The sequence below is a fragment of the Pseudomonas sp. R5(2019) genome (assembly GCF_009905435.1).
Lineage (GTDB): Bacteria > Pseudomonadota > Gammaproteobacteria > Pseudomonadales > Pseudomonadaceae > Aquipseudomonas.
Map to the genome: position 1 here is coordinate 1 of NZ_JAAAMT010000077.1, position 18,684 is coordinate 18,684.

Here is an 18,684-nt window from a genome sequence, read left to right on the forward strand (position 1 = left end):
CCCCGCACCTTGCGGTGCCTCGTTACATTGTCAAAGGCGCTCTTGATTCAGCCTTCTAGATTCACCCGGTGACACGGGTGGTTCCCTCCAAGTGGGAACAACTTCTGTAAGCGACTTCGTGTCGCACCTCAGCCTCGTTGATATCGGCGCGGTCCAGGTCGGCGTTCAGGCTCAGGATGCCGCTGTCACCGAACACTTCTCGCCGGGTTGAAGGGCCGTAGGACAGGCCATGCTTGAGCCGCAGTTCGCTGTAGAGCGTCCAGTCGAGGTAGTCCTGGAGCAGCTTCAGGATCTGGTCTTGCCCGTTCTCCAGGGTCGGCTCGACAAATAGCCAGTGCAGTTTGGCGCTGTCGCCCAGCCAACCGTTGTCGATCTCGCTGCGTGCTTCTGCCGTATGCCGGGGGCTGGCCAAGGGTCGGTGGTCGCTGGGCTCGACCGGCTCGAGTGCACCATAGGTCCGCTCCAGGTAAGCGGGCAAGAGTTTGTCCAGCCCGCCGACGACGATCAGGGTCATGTTGTTAGGCGCATACCAGTGTTGGCGCACGTCCTCCACTTCGTCCAGGCTGAGGCTGTCGAGCGAGGCGCGTTCGGCGCATTTGAGTCCCAACTCCACGGCCAACCGGTCACTTGCGCCGTGGCCTTGATCCTGACGGCCGAGCAAGCGCTGCAGGTGGGTGGAGTGACCGCCATCCTCGCGCTCGACGATGCGTTTGGACAGCGCCAGCGCCTGGTCGTCGATGCGGGTCTGAGAGATGACGGCCAGCAGCAAGTCGAGGACTTTACGCTGATTGCGTGCCGGAGCATCGATCACGAAGGTTGTGTCGGCGCTGCTGGTGTAAGCGTTCCACTCGCCGCCCAAGGCCTGCATGCGTTCTTCCAGGCCGCCCTCGCCAGTGTCGTCGATACCACTGAACAGCAGGTGTTCGAGCAAGTGCGGCAGCTCCTGGCGGTCACAGCCAAAATCATCGAAGCCCACGCCCACCACCAGCCGGATCGACACGTGGTTACGCTCATAGCCGGGCTTGAGCAGCACTTGCATGCCATTGGAGAGTAAGTAGCCCTCGACCTGAAAGCGGTCTAAAGCGAAAGTTGAGGTGCAGCCGAACAACAGACAAGCAAACATCAGGCAACGCATGACAAGCTTCCTTGCATGAACCTTAAGGTACTGAGCGAGTATGACATCGGGCGCCCTCATTCCGAGTGGGCTTCGCCATCGACCACCAATGCGCCGGTATCGGCGGAGCCCAGGACGACGTAGGCACTGCTGCAGAACAGCGAGTTCAAGCGTTTCATGTCGGCGATCAGCTCCAGGTGCAGGGAACTGGTCTCGATACTTTGTACGACCTTGCGTTGCAGGCGGCTGACGTGGGCGTGGGCCAGACGCCGCTCTTGAGCGCGAAACCTGCGTTTTTCCCGCAACAGCTGGCGTGCGCTTTCCGGGTCGGCGCTGAGGAACACCGACAGTCCCAGGCGCAGGTTGGCGAGCAGTTGGGTGTGCAGGCCGGCCAACTCCTCCAGACCCACGTCGGAGAACTCCCGACGTTGCGAGGTCTTTTGCTGCTGGACCTTGCGCAGCATGCGTTCGATCAGGTCGCTGGCCAGTTTGAGGTTGATCGCAAGCTCGATGATTTCGGCCCAGCGCTGGCTGTCCTGCTCGCTGAGGTCTTCACGGGGCATCTGCGCCAGGTACAGCTTGATGGCGTTGTAGAGCGCTTCAACGTCATCGCTCAAGCGGCGCATCTCTTGGGTCAGTGCGGTCTGGGTACCGCGCAGTACGTTCAACATCGCTGCCAGCATGCTGTCGACCAGATCACCCATGCGCAGGGTTTCACGCACGGCATTGGCCAGGGCCAGGCTGGGCGTGGCCAGTGCGGTCTGGTCGAGGTGACGTGGGCGGGCGATGCCGTTGGTATCCGGGCGTTCCGGCAGCAGCCAGGCGCAGAGCTGGGCCATGGGGCCGACGGTTATCAACAGAATCAGGCAGCGCAAGGTGTTGTAGAGCAAGTGGAAGCCGATCACCATCTCTTGCGGGCTCAAAGCCAGGCTGTCCATCCAGGCCACCAGCGGGTCGAGCACCGGGATGATCAACAGCAGCCCGATCAGTTTGTACAGCAGGCTGCCCAATGCCACCTGGCGACCCGCAGCGTTCTGCATGCTGGTGCTGAGAAAGGCCAGCAATCCGCTGCCGATGTTGGCGCCAATCACCAGGCCGATCGCCACCGGCAGGCTGATCACTTCGGCACCCGCCAGGGTCGCAGTCAGCAGCACCGCCGCCAGGCTCGAATAGGAAATCAGGGCGAACAGCGCGCCGATCAGGGCATCCAGCAGGATGTCGCCGGTCAGCGAGGCAAACAGGATTTTCACGCCTTGTGCATGAGTAATGGGTGCGGCAGCCTCGACGATCAATTGCAGTGCCAGGATGATCAGGCCCAGGCCGATACCCACGCGGCCCAACTGCCCTGCCCGCGTCTGTTTGCGCGACAGGAAGAAGATGACTCCGAGAAAAATCAGCAGGGGCGATAGCCAGGACAAGTCTAAGGTCAGCACCCGCGCCATCAACGCGGTACCCACGTCCGCCCCCAGCATAATGGCCAGCGCCGGCGTCAGCGCCATCAGGCCCTGGCCGACAAAGGACGTCACCAGCATGGCCGTGGCGTTGCTGCTTTGCACCATGGCGGTCACCACGATACCGGCGGCGAACGCCAGCGGGCGACGCGCCATGTTCTGGCCGAGCACCCGACGCAGGTTCGAGCCGTAGACTCGCAAAATACCGGTACGCACGATGTGCGTGCCCCAGATCAACAGGGCGACGGCGGAGAGTAGATTGAGCAGGGTCAGCATGAAAAAGGCCCCCTGGTTAAGGTGCCCCAGCGGGGCAAGTTCAAAACATGGTGAGCGGTGGGCTGTAAGTATTTATTCCGGTGCCCACGTTAAGCTTTAGTCGGCCAATGGCCTGATCGCCAGCATCGCATAGCCAGTCGATGGGTTGAAAGCCAAGGCTGGTGAAGGTTTATGAAATTTCAGACAAAAAAAAAGGGGCATTCACTGCCCCTTTCTTCCGGCCCTGGTCTTACTGACCCGGGATGTCCTTGCGAAGTTTCACGGGATCGCTCGGCTTCTTCTTGCGGGCCATTATGGTGCGCATGCGGATGTTGATGGCTTCGACCGCCAGCGAGAACGCCATGGCGAAGTAGACGTAGCCTTTTGGTATATGCACTTCGAAGGCCTCGGCGATCAGCACGGTACCGACTACCAGCAGGAACGCCAGAGCCAGCATTTTCAGCGACGGGTGCTTGTCGATGAACTCACTGATGGTGGCTGCACAGAGCATCATCACCAGCACGGCAACGATGATCGCCGCGACCATGACCGGTACATGCGAGACCATGCCTACGGCGGTGATGACCGAGTCTAGCGAGAAAACGATGTCGATGATCGCAATCTGGATGATGGTGTAGATGAAGCTGCCGCCCTTGCCACTTGGCTCTTCCAGACTCTCGTCTTCGCCTTCCAGGCCGTGGTACATCTCCTGGGAGCTTTTCCAGAGCAGGAACAGGCCACCGAAGAACAGGATCAGGTCGCGACCGGAGATGCCCTGGCCGAAGACTTCGAACAGGTCGGCGGTCAGACGCATGACCCAGGTGATCGAGAGCAGCAGCAGGATCCGCGTGATCATCGCCAGGGCCAGGCCGAAGATCCGGGTCCGTTGCTGCAGATGCTTGGGCATGCGGCTGACCAGGATCGAGATCATGATGATGTTGTCGATGCCGAGAACAATTTCAAGAGCCGTCAGAGTAAAAAAGGCAACCCAGATTTCCGGGTTGGTCAGCCATTCCATGTGTATTCCTTCAAGCGTTGGTCAACGCATCAGGCTCGAGGCTGCCGGGGCAGCTCGAGCCTGATGCGTCGGGCGTTAAGTAATTGTCAGATTTATAGACTGCTGAACAGCGGAAAGATCCCCATCAGCAATGCGGCGACCATTATGCACAGGCAAACCAGCACTGCCCACTTCAAGGTAAAGCGCTGGTGGTCACCGAAGTCGATGCCGGCCAGGGAAACCAGCAGGTAGGTCGAGGGGACCAGCGGGCTGAGCAGGTGAACCGGTTGGCCGACGATCGAGGCGCGGGCCATTTCCACCGGGCTCACGCCGTAGTGGCTGGCGGCCTCGGCCAGTACTGGCAGAACGCCGTAGTAGAAGGCATCGTTGGACATGAAGAAGGTGAAGGGCATGCTCACGATGGCGGTAATGACCGCCATGTACGGGCCCATGGCTTCAGGGATCACTGCCAGCAGGCTCTTGGACATGGCGTCGACCATGCCGGTACCTGACAGAATCCCGGTGAAGATACCGGCGGCGAAAATCAACCCCACCACGGACAGTACGCTACCGGCATGGGCGGTTACGCGGTCCTTCTGCTGCTGCAGGCAGGGGTAGTTGACGATCATCGCGATACTGAAGGCGATCATGAACAGCACCGGCAGAGGCAGCAGACCCGCAATCAGGGCCACCATCAAGACCATTGTCAGTGCACCGTTGAACCACAACAGTTTCGGACGGCGGGCGTCCGGGTACTGAGAAACGGTGATCTCGCTGTGATCCACTTCATCGCCCGGCAGGTGCAGTTCACCCAGGCGAGCGCGTTCACGTTTGCCGTACATGTAGGCGATCGCCAGGATGGCCGCGACGCCGGCAAGCATTGCCGGGATCATCGGTACGAAGATGTCCGACGGATCGACATGCAGGGCACTGGCCGCCCGTGCAGTGGGGCCGCCCCAAGGGGTCATGTTCATCACACCGCCGGCCAGAATGATCAGCCCCGCCATGATTCGCGGGCTCATGCCCAGGCGGCTGTACAGCGGCAGCATCGCCGCCACGCAGATCATGTAGGTGGTGGCACCGTCGCCGTCCATCGACACAACCAATGCCAGCACCGCGGTGCCGACCGAGACTTTCAGCGGGTCGCCCTTGACCATCTTGAGGATCTTGCGCACGGCCGGGTCGAACAGGCCGGAGTCGATCATCAGGGCAAAGTAGAGGATGGCAAACATCAGCATGACGCCGGTCGGCGCCAGTTTGCTGATGCCTTCGAGCATCATGGGGCCGATCTTGGCGGAAAAACCGCCGAACAGCGCAAAGACAATCGGGATCAGAATGAGCGCGATCAACGCCGAAAGGCGCTTGGTCATGATCAGGTACATGAAGGTGATGACCATGGCGAAGCCAAGGAAGGTCAGCATAGGAATACTCCAGGCGTGGCGCGACGGGGGAAGGTCAGTCCGGGCGGATCAGCGCGGGACGGGCGGCGCGTGGAATACGAGCGGGGGCATGGCGCGAAGGCGGGTGTAGAAGGACATCAGAATCACCATTGTTGTTGTCTACTGGGCCGGACGCTGCAGTGGGTTGCAAGGGTCCTGGCCGACCGGTCTAGTGCCGGCGGTATGGCGATGCTAATGGCGAAAGCTTTCAGCCAGCTTTCGACGACTGAAAGGCGACGAGAGGTGAAGGAAAGGGTAAAAAGGTTTTGAAAGGCATTTCTGGTGGAGTTGCTCATGTCATCACATCATGAAGGGGGCTGCCATTGCGGCGCCTCACGCTATCGTATTACCGGGCCGTTGCAGGACATTGCCCACTGTCATTGTTCGATCTGCAGACGAGTCAGCGGCGCGCCGGTGACCACCTGGATCACCGTCCCCGCTAGCCGATTCGAATGGTTGCACGGGGTGGCCGCGCAGTACCGCTCGTCTGCCAGTTGCACGCGCTATTTCTGTTCCGGCTGTGGCGCCCAATTGGCGCTGGTCACCACCTTGAGCCCCGACACGGTGGACGTCACCATCGGCACGCTGGATCAGCCCGAGCTGGCGATACCCGAGCGGCATATCTGGACCACCACTCGTTTGCCCTGGTTGCATCTGGATGAGCACTTGCCGAGCGAACCGGAGGAAACCCTCTAAGGCAGTACCAGCCCGCCGGAAGCCTTGTGCAGCGCCCGCAGGTGTTCACCGAGTTGCTTGATGTTGGCTTCGGTGGCTGCAATTTCGGTAGCCCGAGCGGGTGCCAGCAGCGCCCTCACCTCTTTGTCCAGATCGCCCGACAGGCGCTGCAACTGTTGCTGGCGTTGGCGGCTTTCGGTGTCCAGGCGTTGCCATTCGTTCTGCTGTGGCAAGCCGTAGCCATCGCTACCCAGCAGCTCAGCGGGCCGGCTGAGAAAACCGCTGTTGGCCAGAATCTTCTGCAAGGTGACATTGGCCCGGTCCATGCTCCCATCCTGGAGGGCGCGATCGCTCAGATAGCGTTGCTTGACCTCATCCTGGGCGAGGACCAACTGGTGACGAAATCCGGCCTGCTCCAGCAGCAACAGTGCGGCGCTGGTACGCAGGTCGGCCTTGGGAACCCACTGTCGACGCTGTTCGGCCGGTTGTTCGAGCCACTGTTCCACCGAATCCTGTTTGATCGGCAGATGCTGCTTCAATACCCTGAACATGGCCTGGTAGCGATCACGGTAGGAGTCGAAGCGGTAGCCCAGGCGCAGGGCTTCGCGCGGATCATCCAGCACGCTGACATCCGCCAGCCCTCGGCCCTTGAGCACGTCCAGCAGGCCATTGGGGATGATGCTGTCCACCCCGCTCAACTGCGGGTTGTCGGTGCCGCTGCGCATCAGCTTCAGGGTTTCCACCGCGCAGTTGTTGGACAGGAAGTAGTAATTGCCGTCGTAGCTCCAGTGCATCTCGGCAGCCTGGCGCACCAGCGCTTCAATTTCGCTGCGGCTGAGCTTGAGCGGTACCGAGGCCAGGCTGCGCAGTTCGGTCTTGGTGTATTCGTCGATTACCTGCGACAGTGGCAGGATGAACAGCCGTGAGGGGTAGGCGCCGACCAGGCCGTCCCAGCTGGAGAGCTGTACATCGTTGACGAAGGCGCGGTAGGACAGTACCAAGTGCTGGTCCAGGTCCAGGCGACAATCCGGCCCACGCGGGCGACCGGGGGCGCAAATCACCAGCCGCAGCATGCTGTGGCCCCAGCGACTGACCCAGTTCTGGTTGGCTTCGGCCAGCAGGTAGTCGATGGCGTAGACCCGTTCGGGGTCGATGGTGCCCAGGGGTTGTTTGGCAAAGTCGCTGCCGGCATTCAGGAACGGCAAGGCCTGGGTGCAGGGGCCGGTACCGGTCGGGGCCCAGTCGAAATGGGTCTTGTACCACTCATACAACGCCGGACGGCGGCAGGCGTAGCTAGGGTCTAACAGGAAATATTCCATGTTGACCGCCACATACTCCTTGGGGCTGCTGACTTCGTAGATATCCGGGCTGCGGGCAACCTGGCGGTTGTGCAGCTCGCGCTCGCCGCGGCGGCCGACGTATTGTGGCCAGCCGGCCAGATCCAGTAGGCGTGGATCGTCGCTCAGGGTGAAACGTCGTGCGGTTTGCCCACGGCAACGATCCGGCAGACCGATCTTGCCCTGGCTGTCGAACTGGCGCTGGCATTGCACGATCAACGTGCGCTCAGCCTGTGGCCACAGGCGTGCGCGGTCATAAATGTGAGTCAGTTCGTGCAGCACCGTGGCCAGTAGCTCTTCGCGAACGGTGCTATGGGGGCGCCCGGTTTTCCGGGTCGCCGCCGTGCCGTCGGTGAGGCTGGCGAGCAGGCGTGAATTGAGCTCAAGGCTGGAGACTAGCGACGCCTGGCCGTAGGCGTCGGCTGGCATGGCGTCAGTCCAGCTGACATCGATGCGCCGGTCCAGCTGTTCGATAAAGCGTGGCGGTAGCTTTTTTTGCGCCTCATCGAGAAGCGTCTGGCTGGCCTGCTGCTGACGGGGGGTCAGGCCTTCGGGGTCCAGAACCAGTTGCAGGCTGGCGGCTGCCGGATTACTCAGCAGCGCAAGCACGCAGGTCAGCAGGCAGGCGCCAAGTCGCTTCACAGCGCGAGAATGGCTTCAGCGAGGGTCTGGTCACTGGCGTCGCGGGCTTCCGGCACGCGGGTGCGCAGGGTGTCGAACGCGGCTTCCAGTTGTGCGCCGCGGATCTCGCCTTGGCTGCCGACGAAGCTTGCAGCGTCGTCGCGGGCCTCAACGATCACTTTGGAGTCGCGGATAGAGGTGGTGGTATCGGAGGTGAAGTCGATCGTGCGGTCGATGGCACGCACGATGATATTGCTGGTGGCCACGAGAGTATGTGCCTGGGCCACGCCAGCACAGAGTGCCAGGCCGAGAGCGGCGGCTATCAGCGAATTACGCATGGAACAGTCTCCAAAAACAGAAGTAATCATTGGACGAGAATTGCTTGTGCCAGTTCAAGGTCATTGGCATGAAGTTTTGGCAGGGCCGGGCGCAGCGCCGTCAGTGCCGCTTCCAGTTGGGGTCGTCAGATCGAAGGCGAAAGCTGAAGGGATAAGGAAAACAGCGGTTAACGCGGATATCAGATAACGCATGAGTCTCTAAGGTACGCAGAGGAGGCGGCAAGGCTAACCCACTGCGCCGGTGCGAACCAGCGCAGGGCAGGCGGACACGCTCAGGGAATCCGCCAGGTCATCGGTTCAGATTGCCAAAATGGCTTGAGCCAACTCAGCGTCTGTGGCTTGCAGAGCCGGCATTTGCTTTCTGATATGGACCAGAGCGCTTTCCAGTTTCACGCCGCGGATATCGCCTTTGCTGCCGACGAAGCTGGCGGCGTCGTCGCGGGCCGCTTTTACGATTTTGTCGTCACGCAGGGAGGAAGACAGGTCAGAGGTGGCGTCGGTGGAGGCGGCAACTGCCCCGACGACGGCATCTGTAGTCACGATGAAGCTGGAGGCGTTGGCGGTCGAGGCCAGTGCCAGCAGCAGTGCAGCGCCAAGCAGGCGTGGACGGGACATGATCAATCTCCTGGGTCAAACATTAGGTCACGGTGTTCTGAAGATCAGACGCACGCTCAGCCGAGTGCGCTGATGAAGCTGTCGGCTGGCGCGCTAGCCTATCCCTTCCTACGGAATCGTACTACGGGATAGGAACTGTATCTGTTTATTTTAAGGTCTTTCAAGACTGTACTGCTTGCGACTTCCTGGGCTCTGAAACAACAAAACCCGTCAGCAGTCACCTGCGACGGGTTTTGTGGATTCAAGGTGGCGGTCACCTCAAGGTGAGCCGACCGACCCTGCATTAACGCCAGAAGGGCTTGCTCAGCTCTTCGTGGCGTTGCGCTTCGCTGATACCGGCGTCGGCCAGCAGGCGAGCATCCAGTCGAGCCAATTGGTGGCGGCTGGAGATGCGGCGCTGCCACAACATCAGGTTGGTGAGCAGGCGCAGAGGCATCGAAGTCTGGGCGGTTTCAGAGCTGTTCTGGAAAAGCAGGTCGGAACTGAGTGTACGTTCCATGGTTGACGTCCTTCCGCTTATGGCGGGATCAGGTAGTGGTTTAACTGATGCCAATGATCCTCTTCCGAGGCAAGTCTCTCCAGATACAGTTCAACAGTATTGTGAGCATTCAGTTAACTGTTTATGGTCACTGTGTGACTCTTTTTGGGCCGAACTGTATCGGTCCGCACCAATGTTGGGCGTAAGTCGGGTTTGGTAGGCAGAGGAGGCAGGAATATGGCGGGAAACAGCGGTACAGTAGTACAGTTTTTGTCAAAACAGTTTGAGAAGCGCCGAACACCTTCATCTGTATGGGTTCGGCGCTTGGATTTACACGGCGAGCATGCGACCGGTTTCTTCCAGGTTCAGGTGCCAGGCCAGTGCCTCGCGCAGCACATGTGGCGTGTGGCCGCCGCGCGCGCAGGCGTCTTCGAAGTACTGGTTCAGCGGTGCGCGATAATCGGGGTGCACACAGTTGTCGATAATCACCCGCGCCCTTTCCCGGGGCGCCAGGCCGCGCAGGTCAGCCAGCCCCTGCTCGGTAACAAGAATGTCGACGTCATGCTCGGTGTGATCCACATGGCTGACCATCGGCACCACGCTCGAGATCGCGCCGCCCTTGGCAATGGACTTGGTGACGAAGACGGCCAGGTGGGCGTTACGGGCGAAGTCGCCGGAGCCGCCGATGCCATTCATCATCCGCGTACCGCAGACGTGGGTGGAGTTGACGTTGCCGTAGATATCGAACTCCAGTGCCGTGTTGATACCGATGATGCCCAGCCGGCGCACCACTTCAGGGTGATTGGAGATTTCCTGTGGGCGCAGAACCAGCTTGTCCTTGTAGCGCTCCAGGTTGCCAAACACGTCGGCATTGCGGCGGGTCGACAGGGTAATCGAGCTGCCGGAGGCGAAGCTCAGCTTGCCGGCGTCGATCAGGTCGAAGGTCGAATCCTGCAGCACTTCGGAGTACATGGTCAGGTCTTCGAAGGGCGACTCGATCAAGCCGCACATCACCGCGTTGGCGATGCTGCCAATGCCGGCTTGCAGCGGGCCAAGCTTGTTGGTCATGCGCCCGGCGTCCACTTCCTGCTTGAAGAAGTCGATCAGGTGATTGGCGATTGCCTGGGTGTCGGTATCCGGTGGCAATACAGTAGACGGTGAATCGGGCTGTTCGGTGATGACGACAGCAACGATCTTGGCAGGGTCGATCGGAATGGCCATGCTGCCGATGCGGTCTTCGACCTTCACCAGCGGGATCGGCGTACGGGTTGGCCGGTAGGTCGGGATATAGATGTCGTGCAGCCCTTCCAGGTTGGCATTGTGCGCCAGGTTGATCTCGACGATCACCTGTTTGGCAAAAATCGCGAAGCTGGCCGAGTTGCCCACCGAGGTGGTCGGCACAATATGGCCTTGCTCGGTGATTGCCACGGCTTCGATGACGGCAATATCCGGCAGCTTGAGCTGCTGGTTGCGCAACTGCTCGACGGTTTCCGACAGGTGCTGGTCGATGAACATCACCTTGCCGTCGTTAATGGCCTTGCGCAGGGTGCTGTCAACCTGGAACGGCATGCGCCGGGCCAATACACCGGCCTCGGTCAATTGTTTGTCGAGGTCATTGCCCAGGCTCGCGCCGGTCATCAGGCTGATTTTCAGGGGCGACTGCTTGGCGCGTTCGGCCAGCGCATGCGGCACGGCCTTGGCCTCACCGGCGCGGGTGAAGCCGCTCATGCCGACGGTCATGCCATCCTGAATCAGGGCTGCGGCGTCAGCCGCACTCATCACCTTGCTTTGCAGAGAGGGTAAGCGAATACGATCACGGTACATGGATTGTTATCTCGGGCAACGAAAGCTAGATGCGCAGTCTATTGATTTGCGCACTATTCGTCCCGCGACCAAGGTCGAATGCGAGGGCCTGATTACGAACCTTTTGTCGTCTGAAAAGGCAAATAAAAAAACCCCGGCCGCTACCGCGCCGGGGTTTTTGTTACCGCCAATGAACCGCTTCAGTCGACGGCTTTGACCATGTCTTCAATGACTTTTTTGGCATCGCCAAACACCATCATGGTCTTGTCCAGATAGAACAGTTCGTTGTCCAGGCCGGCGTAGCCGCTGGCCATCGAGCGCTTGTTGACGATGATGGTCTTGGCCTTGAACGCTTCCAGAATCGGCATGCCGGCGATCGGCGATTTTGGATCGTTCTTGGCGGCCGGGTTGACCACGTCGTTGGCGCCCAGCACCAGCACCACATCGGCCTGACCGAACTCGGAGTTGATGTCGTCCATCTCGAACACCTGGTCGTAGGGCACTTCGGCTTCTGCGAGCAGCACGTTCATGTGGCCTGGCATACGACCGGCGACCGGGTGGATCGCGTACTTCACGGTCACGCCGCGATGGGTCAGCTTCTCGGTCAGCTCTTTCAAGGCGTGCTGCGCGCGAGCAACAGCCAGGCCGTAGCCTGGAACGATGATCACTGTGTCAGCGTTGGTCAGCAGGAAGGTCGCGTCGTCAGCCGAACCGGATTTCACCGGCCGAGCCTCTTGCGCACCTGCCGGGCCGCCAGCATCGGTAGCACCACCAAAACCGCCGAGCAGTACGTTGAAGAACGAACGGTTCATCGCCTTGCACATGATGTACGAGAGGATGGCACCGGACGAACCCACCAGGGAACCGGCGATGATCAGCATCGAGTTGTTCAGCGAGAAGCCGATACCGGCCGCCGCCCAGCCCGAGTAACTGTTGAGCATCGACACCACGACTGGCATGTCGGCGCCGCCAATCGGGATGATGATCAGCACGCCAAGCACGAAGGCCAGGGCCAGCATCACGCCGAAGGCGGTGTAGTCGCCGGTGAGCATGAAGGTCACGCCCAGGCCCAGTGTTGCCAGGCCGATCACCAGGTTCAGCTTGTGCTGGCCGGAGAACTGTACCGGTGCGCCCTGGAACAGGCGGAACTTGTACTTGCCCGCCAGCTTGCCGAAGGCAATGACGGAGCCGGAGAAGGTGATCGCACCGATGGCAGCACCCAGGAACAGCTCCAGGCGGTTACCGGCCGGAATGGCATCACCGAGGTTCTGCACGATACCCAGCGACTGCGGCTCGGCCACGGCGGCAACGGCGATGAACACCGCGGCCAGACCGATCATGCTGTGCATGAAGGCGACCAGTTCGGGCATCTTGGTCATTTCGACGCGCTTGGCCATGATCGAGCCGGCGGTACCGCCGATCAGCAGGCCGACCATCACGTAGACGATGCCGTCCTGGGCCAGTTCAGCGCCCAACTTGTAGATCAGGCCGACCGTGGTCAGGATCGCCAGGCCCATGCCGAGCATGCCGAACAGGTTGCCGCGACGCGACGTGGTCGGGTGCGAGAGACCCTTGAGCGCCTGGATGAAGCAGACCGAGGCGATCAAATACAGGGAGGTAACCAGGTTCATGCTCATGCTTTTTGCACCTCAGCCTTGACTGCTGGAGCCTTGGTTGCCGGGGCTTTGGCAGGCGCCGCTTTCTTCTTGAACATTTCCAGCATGCGCCGAGTGACCAGGAAACCACCGAACACATTCACCGCGGCCAGGGCCACGGCCAGGGTGCCCATGATCTTGCCCAGCGGGGTCACGGTCAGGGCGGCGGCCAGCATGGCGCCGACGATGACGATGGCCGAGATGGCGTTGGTCACGGCCATCAGCGGGGTATGCAGTGCAGGTGTCACGTTCCAGACCACGTGGTAACCGACATAAATTGCCAGCACGAAGATGATCAGGTTGTAGATACCGTGAGAGATCAGCATGTCTTCCATTGTTTTTATCCTCAGCCGTTCTTGCGCACGATCTGGCCGTCGCGGCACATCAGGCACGCGGCGACGATATCGTCTTCAAGGTTGATCACCAGTTGCCCTTCCTTGTTGAAGAGCAGCTTCATGAAGTCCAGCAGGTTGCGGGCATACAGCGCCGAAGCGTCTGCACCGACCTGGGCGGGCAGGTTGGTCGGGCCGACGATGGTCACACCGTTCTCGACCACCACCTGATCGGCCACGGTCAGCGGGCAGTTGCCGCCTTGGGCCGCAGCCAGGTCGATGACCACCGACCCCGGTTTCATCTGGGCGACGGTTTCGGCGCTCAGCAGCGTCGGGGCCTTGCGGCCGGGAATCAGTGCGGTGGTGATGACGATGTCAGCCTGCTTGGCGCGCTCGTGCACGGCCTGGGCCTGGCGCTGCATCCAGCTGGCAGGCATCGGCCGGGCATAACCGCCGACGCCGACCGCGCATTCGCGCTCTTCATCAGTTTCGTACGGCACATCGATGAATTTCGCACCGAGCGATTCGATCTGTTCCTTCACCGCCGGACGCACGTCCGAAGCTTCGATCACCGCCCCCAGGCGCTTGGCCGTGGCGATGGCCTGCAGGCCGGCCACACCGGCGCCGAGAATCAGCACGCGGGCCGCTTTCACGGTACCGGCCGCGGTCATCAGCATGGGCATGAAGCGTGGGTAGTGGTGCGCAGCCAGCAGCACGGCCTTATAGCCGGCAATGTTGGCCTGCGAGGACAGCACGTCCAGGCTCTGGGCCCGGGAGGTGCGCGGCGCGGCTTCGAGGGCGAAGGCGGTAATGCCGCACTCGGCCATCTTGGCAATGGTCTCGTTGTTGAACGGGTTGAGCATGCCCACCAGGACAGTACCGCTCTTGATCTGAGTCAGCTCGCTGTCGGTTGGGGCGACAACCTTCATTACCAGCTGCGCGCCGAAGGCATCGGCGGCGCTGCCAATGGTTGCGCCTGCGGCCGTGTAGGCACTGTCCGGAACGCTGGCGTTAATGCCGGCGCCGCTCTGGACCGTGACCTGATGACCCTGGCCAATCAATTTCTTGATGGTTTCGGGAGTGGCAGCGACCCGTGTTTCGCCCGTCTGCGTTTCGAGAGGAACACCAATGTGCACGTCAATTCTCCGTGATCTTTATGAGTAAACCAGCACGCTTCGTTGTTATAAGCCAGATCACCGTCATTGGCGGTCTGGGGCATTCTGATTAGCACATACCCGTCTGAAACAAGGGCCGGCGCGGCATTTTGCAGGCGATCCCAGCTAGCTTCAACAAGTTATGAAGGGTGACGCGAATTTAACTACAAGTCACCCTGTGACCGATTGACGCAAGTACCCGGCGTCAGCCCAATAAAGTCGGGCTTTTCCGCTTGTTTACCATGTCGAAAAGTTTTTTTACATATCGCAGCCGAATATGTCGATATAGCGTGGCTTTTTGTCACGCAGGCCACGACCCACAAGGCTTGTAGGGATATTCTGAGGCCAGCAATACAGTTTTCATAATTGCGCCATTTATAGATATCTGTAGGCGCGATAAATAGCTGACTACAGAGTCAGCTTACTGCATTCACTTGTGTTCCAGGGCATATCGATGGGCTTCAGCTACCAGCCAGTCGCGGAATGCGCGCAGTGAGGCGGACTCGACCTTGCGCTCCGGAATCATCAGGTAATACGCCTTGATGCTGGATAAAGCGTGCGGGTTAGCGATGACCAAGCGTCCTTCCTCCAATTCTCGCTGGATCAGGAACGGCGGGATCAGCGCAACGCCCATCTCGTGCATCGCGGCTTGAGCGAGCATGGAGAATAGCTCATAACGTGGGCCTGTCATGTCGCCTGGGACATTCAATTCCAGCGTGTTGAACCACTGGCGCCAGGCGTAAGGGCGCGTGGTCTGCTGCAGCAGTGGCATCGTCGCGATAGTCTCGGCGTTGAGGCTGCCCTGCCCGGCCATCAAATTCGGGCTGCATACCGGAACGGGGTTTTCCCCCATCAGTCGATGTGCCTGAGTACCGGACCAATCCGCATCACCAAAGTAGATAGCGGCATCGAAGGTCGTATCGGCAAAGAGGAAAGGCCGCGTGCGGTTGGTCAGGTTGACGGTGACTTCAGGGTGGAGCTTCTGGAAGTCCTTCAGGCGTGGCAGCAGCCACTGAGTTCCGAACGTTGGCACTACCGCCAGTTCGATGACATTGGCGCCCTGCTGGCGCATGACCGAGAGCGTATCGCGCTCAACGGCATCGAGTTGGCTGCTGACTTGCCTGCTGTAGGACAGGCCGGTTTCGGTGAGCTTCACGCCCCGTCGTGAGCGGCGGAACAATTCAACGTTCAGGAACGATTCCAGGCCAGCTATTTGCCGACAAACGGCGCCTTGGGTCAGGGCCAATTCCTGCGCCGCCTTGGTAAAGCTCTCGTGGCGGGCTGCGGCCTCGAAGCAGATCAGTGCGGTGGTGCTGGGAATCTTGCGACGCATGTACGGCAACCTCACTAATGGGTGCTGAAATTAGCAGCTGCAGATATCACGGAGTGAAAAATTTGCACAACACTATGCGAAATCCTCGTTTGTCCTCCGGCCAGGACAGGCCTAGGATCAATACACGACAGCACTGACTCACTTCCCGAGGTTTTCGCACATGGCCGGCAAAGCAAGCTTCAATTGGATCGACCCACTGCTGCTGGATCAGCAACTCACCGATGAAGAGCGCATGGTGCGCAATAGCGCCGAGCAATTCGCCCAGGACAAGCTGGCTCCGCGGGTGCTTGAAGCGTTCCGCCATGAGCATACCGATCCGGCCATCTTTCGTGAGATGGGTGAAACCGGGCTGCTGGGTGCGACTATCCCCGAGCAGTACGGCGGCAGTGGCCTGAATTACGTCTGCTACGGCTTGATTGCTCGGGAAGTCGAGCGCATCGACTCCGGCTATCGCTCGATGATGAGCGTGCAATCGTCGCTGGTCATGGTGCCGATCAATGAGTTCGGTACCGAAGCACAGAAACAGAAGTACCTGCCCAAGCTCGCCAGCGGTGAGTGGATCGGCTGCTTCGGTCTGACCGAGCCTAACCATGGTTCCGATCCGGGTTCCATGATTACCCGAGCCAAGAAGGTTGAAGGTGGCTATCGCCTGACGGGCAGCAAGATGTGGATCACCAATAGCCCGATCGCGGATATCTTCGTGGTCTGGGCCAAGGACGATGCCGGCGATATTCGTGGCTTTGTCCTGGAGAAAGGCTGGCAAGGCCTGAGTGCTCCTGTGATCCACGGCAAGGTCGGGCTGCGAGCGTCGATCACCGGTGAGATCGTGATGGATAACGTGTTTGTGCCAGAAGAGAACATCTTCCCGGATGTGCGTGGCTTGAAAGGGCCGTTTACCTGCCTCAACTCGGCCCGCTATGGGATTGCCTGGGGCGCGCTGGGTGCGGCCGAGTTCTGTTGGCACACCGCGCGTCAGTACACTCTGGATCGCCAGCAGTTCGGCCGACCATTGGCAGCCAACCAGCTGATCCAGAAGAAGCTGGCAGACATGCAGACCGAAATTACCCTGGCGCTGCAAGGGTGTCTGCGGCTGGGGCGGATGAAGGATGAAGGCACTGCAGCGGTGGAGATCACTTCCATCATGAAGCGCAACTCCTGTGGCAAGTCGCTGGATATCGCCCGTATGGCGCGTGACATGCTGGGAGGTAATGGTATTTCCGATGAGTTCGGCGTTGCTCGTCACCTGGTCAACCTTGAGGTGGTCAACACCTATGAGGGGACCCACGATGTTCACGCATTGATTCTGGGGCGTGCGCAGACCGGCATTCAGGCCTTCTATTAATAAGGAGCCTGCCATGGGCGCGCTATCTCATCTGCGAGTGCTGGATTTGTCGCGAGTACTGGCCGGGCCATGGTCCGGACAGATCCTGGCAGACCTTGGGGCGGAAGTTATCAAGGTCGAGCGTCCAGGCAGCGGTGACGATACGCGCGCCTGGGGGCCGCCCTTCCTCAAGGACGCTTTTGGCGAGAACACCACTGAGGCGGCGTACTATTTGTCTGCCAATCGCAACAAGCGCTCAGTGACTATCGACTTCACCCAAGAAGAAGGTCAGCGGCTGGTGCGTGAATTGGCGGCCAGGTCCGATATCGTGATCGAGAACTTCAAGGTCGGTGGTCTGGCTGCCTATGGCCTGGATTACACGAGTCTCAAGGCGATCAATCCTGAGCTGATCTATTGCTCGATCACCGGGTTCGGCCAAACCGGGCCCTATGCCAAGCGCGCTGGCTATGACTTCATGATTCAGGGGCTTGGTGGGTTGATGAGTCTCACCGGGCGGCCCGAGGGTGAGGAAGGTGCGGGACCAGTCAAGGTCGGTGTTGCGCTGACGGATATTCTGACCGGGTTGTACTCAACGGTCGCCATATTGGCCGCCCTCGCCCATCGTGATCAGCGTGGCGGTGGGCAGCATATCGATATGGCGTTACTTGATGTGCAGGTGGCCTGCCTGGCGAACCAGGCGATGAACTACCTCACTACAGGCGTGTCGCCACGGCGCCTGGGGAATGCTCACCCTAATATCGTGCCCTACCAGGATTTTCCGACGGCGGATGGCGACTTCATCCTCACCGTGGGTAACGACAGCCAGTTCCGCAAATTTGCCGAGGTGGCAGGTAATGCGCAGTGGGCGGATGATCCTCGCTTCTCCACTAATAAGCAGCGGGTGGCGAACCGGGCTCAGCTAATCCCTCTGATTCGTCAGGCAACCGTATTCAAAACGACTGCGCAGTGGGTTGAGCTGTTGGAGCAGGCCGGTGTCCCTTGTGGGCCAATCAACGATCTGGCCCAGATGTTTGCTGATCCTCAGGTAAAGGCGCGTGGTCTTGCGATTGAACTCCCTCATCCGCTGGCGGGCAGTGTTCCCCAGGTCGCGAGCCCGATAAGGCTTTCGCAGACTCCGGTGGAGTACCGGAATGCTCCGCCGATGCTGGGTGAACATACCGAGCAGGTCTTGAGCGAAGTGCTTTCGCTAGCTGCGGAAGATATAGCGGGGCTTCGTGAGCGTGGTGTGCTTTGAAGTTGTATATGGCCTTGAGTTGATCACTTTTTGAACAATTAAGGGCTATTTCAATTCAGTTTGAGATAGTCCTTGACGTGCTCTCGTTACGCTCTATAATTCGCCCCACTTCCGGCGCAGTCGAAACGGAAAACTCCTTGAGCTTCAAAGAGTTAACCGAAGTAACAGATCTGGAAGTGTTTCGGCCTGAAGGTCGAAAGCGGTGAAAAAAGGTGGTTGACAGTGGTTCTAAACGCTGTAGAATTCGCCTCCCGCTAACGAGAGATTGAAGCGAGCCAAGTGTTTGAAGTTGTTAGAGATTCTCTGAAAAAACTTCAAAATAAACGCTTGACAGGCACAGAGGAAAGCGTAGAATGCGCGCCTCGGTTGAGACGAAAGACTCTTAGCCAACCGCTCTTTAACAACTGAATCAAGCAATTCGTGTGGGTGCTTGTGAAATCAGACTGATTGTCAAAAAGATTATCAGCATCACAAGTGACTATACGAGCAATCATATAGTTCATTTTGAGAT

General features: G+C 59.6%; 15 protein-coding genes and 3 pseudogenes. 3 read left to right on the plus strand and 15 right to left on the minus strand.

Annotation, left to right across the window (positions count from 1 at the left end; genetic code table 11):
* Positions 1–127: 127 nt before the first annotated feature.
* From GUY40_RS27015 to GUY40_RS27030, 4 genes and pseudogenes are all read right to left on the minus strand, one after another.
* A pseudogene (locus GUY40_RS27015) lies at positions 128–1,135 on the minus strand (M16 family metallopeptidase); the annotation flags it as partial.
* 56 nt (positions 1,136–1,191) lie between these two features.
* Positions 1,192–2,841: a Na/Pi cotransporter family protein gene (locus tag GUY40_RS27020; protein ID WP_166571967.1), complete on the minus strand. Its 1,650-nt coding sequence runs from the start codon at positions 2,839–2,841 to the stop codon at positions 1,192–1,194.
* Between the two features lie 229 nt (positions 2,842–3,070).
* Complete coding sequence (locus GUY40_RS27025) at positions 3,071–3,838, minus strand: TerC family protein (RefSeq protein WP_166571968.1); 768 nt, start codon at positions 3,836–3,838, stop codon at positions 3,071–3,073.
* A gap of 92 nt (positions 3,839–3,930) precedes the next feature.
* The gene (locus tag GUY40_RS27030; protein ID WP_166571969.1) at positions 3,931–5,238 is read right to left on the minus strand and encodes a CitMHS family transporter; all 1,308 of its coding nucleotides are present in this window, start codon (positions 5,236–5,238) and stop codon (positions 3,931–3,933) included.
* A 312-nt stretch (positions 5,239–5,550) separates the two neighbouring features.
* Between GUY40_RS27030 and GUY40_RS27035 the strand changes: the two genes are divergently transcribed.
* Positions 5,551–5,952, plus strand: coding sequence for a GFA family protein (locus tag GUY40_RS27035; RefSeq protein ID WP_166571970.1), 402 nt, complete (start codon positions 5,551–5,553; stop codon positions 5,950–5,952).
* On the opposite strand, the gene GUY40_RS27040 is transcribed toward GUY40_RS27035, so the two are convergent.
* The 10 genes and pseudogenes from GUY40_RS27040 to GUY40_RS27085 form a co-directional block, all read right to left on the minus strand.
* Complete coding sequence (locus tag GUY40_RS27040) at positions 5,949–7,910, minus strand: DUF4105 domain-containing protein (protein WP_166571971.1); 1,962 nt, start codon at positions 7,908–7,910, stop codon at positions 5,949–5,951. The two genes, GUY40_RS27035 and GUY40_RS27040, sit on opposite strands and share 4 nt — an antisense overlap.
* A complete protein-coding gene (locus GUY40_RS27045) occupies positions 7,907–8,227 on the minus strand; it encodes a DUF2388 domain-containing protein (protein WP_166571972.1) in 321 nt (106 codons plus the stop codon). The genes GUY40_RS27040 and GUY40_RS27045 overlap by 4 nt, the downstream gene beginning before the upstream one ends.
* A 26-nt stretch (positions 8,228–8,253) precedes the next feature.
* Positions 8,254–8,346 (minus strand): annotated as a pseudogene (locus GUY40_RS27050) (DUF2388 domain-containing protein); the annotation flags it as partial.
* 178 nt (positions 8,347–8,524) lie between these two features.
* Positions 8,525–8,842, minus strand: a complete 318-nt coding sequence (locus tag GUY40_RS27055; protein WP_166571973.1) for a DUF2388 domain-containing protein — start codon at positions 8,840–8,842, stop codon at positions 8,525–8,527.
* A gap of 283 nt (positions 8,843–9,125) precedes the next feature.
* On the minus strand, positions 9,126–9,341 hold the full coding sequence (locus tag GUY40_RS27060; protein WP_166571974.1) for a DUF1127 domain-containing protein: 216 nt from the start codon (positions 9,339–9,341) through the stop codon (positions 9,126–9,128).
* Positions 9,342–9,650: 309 nt separating this feature from the next.
* The gene (locus GUY40_RS27065) at positions 9,651–11,144 is read right to left on the minus strand and encodes an acetyl-CoA hydrolase/transferase family protein (protein ID WP_166571975.1); all 1,494 of its coding nucleotides are present in this window, start codon (positions 11,142–11,144) and stop codon (positions 9,651–9,653) included.
* Positions 11,145–11,323: 179 nt separating this feature from the next.
* Positions 11,324–12,760: an NAD(P)(+) transhydrogenase (Re/Si-specific) subunit beta gene (locus tag GUY40_RS27070; protein WP_166571976.1), complete on the minus strand. Its 1,437-nt coding sequence runs from the start codon at positions 12,758–12,760 to the stop codon at positions 11,324–11,326.
* Positions 12,757–13,113, minus strand: a complete 357-nt coding sequence (locus tag GUY40_RS27075) for an NAD(P) transhydrogenase subunit alpha (RefSeq protein WP_166571977.1) — start codon at positions 13,111–13,113, stop codon at positions 12,757–12,759. Before GUY40_RS27075 ends, GUY40_RS27070 begins: the two co-directional genes overlap by 4 nt.
* A gap of 11 nt (positions 13,114–13,124) precedes the next feature.
* The gene (locus GUY40_RS27080) at positions 13,125–14,246 is read right to left on the minus strand and encodes a Re/Si-specific NAD(P)(+) transhydrogenase subunit alpha (protein WP_166571978.1); all 1,122 of its coding nucleotides are present in this window, start codon (positions 14,244–14,246) and stop codon (positions 13,125–13,127) included.
* Between the two features lie 448 nt (positions 14,247–14,694).
* Positions 14,695–15,597: a LysR family transcriptional regulator gene (locus GUY40_RS27085; RefSeq protein ID WP_166571979.1), complete on the minus strand. Its 903-nt coding sequence runs from the start codon at positions 15,595–15,597 to the stop codon at positions 14,695–14,697.
* 160 nt (positions 15,598–15,757) lie between these two features.
* Between GUY40_RS27085 and GUY40_RS27090 the strand changes: the two genes are divergently transcribed.
* Positions 15,758–16,939: an acyl-CoA dehydrogenase gene (locus tag GUY40_RS27090; RefSeq protein WP_166571980.1), complete on the plus strand. Its 1,182-nt coding sequence runs from the start codon at positions 15,758–15,760 to the stop codon at positions 16,937–16,939.
* Between the two features lie 13 nt (positions 16,940–16,952).
* A complete protein-coding gene (locus GUY40_RS27095; protein WP_166571981.1) occupies positions 16,953–18,173 on the plus strand; it encodes a CaiB/BaiF CoA-transferase family protein in 1,221 nt (406 codons plus the stop codon).
* A gap of 314 nt (positions 18,174–18,487) precedes the next feature.
* Here the strand turns inward: GUY40_RS27095 and GUY40_RS28085 are convergent.
* Positions 18,488–18,684 (minus strand): annotated as a pseudogene (locus GUY40_RS28085) (hypothetical protein); the annotation flags it as partial.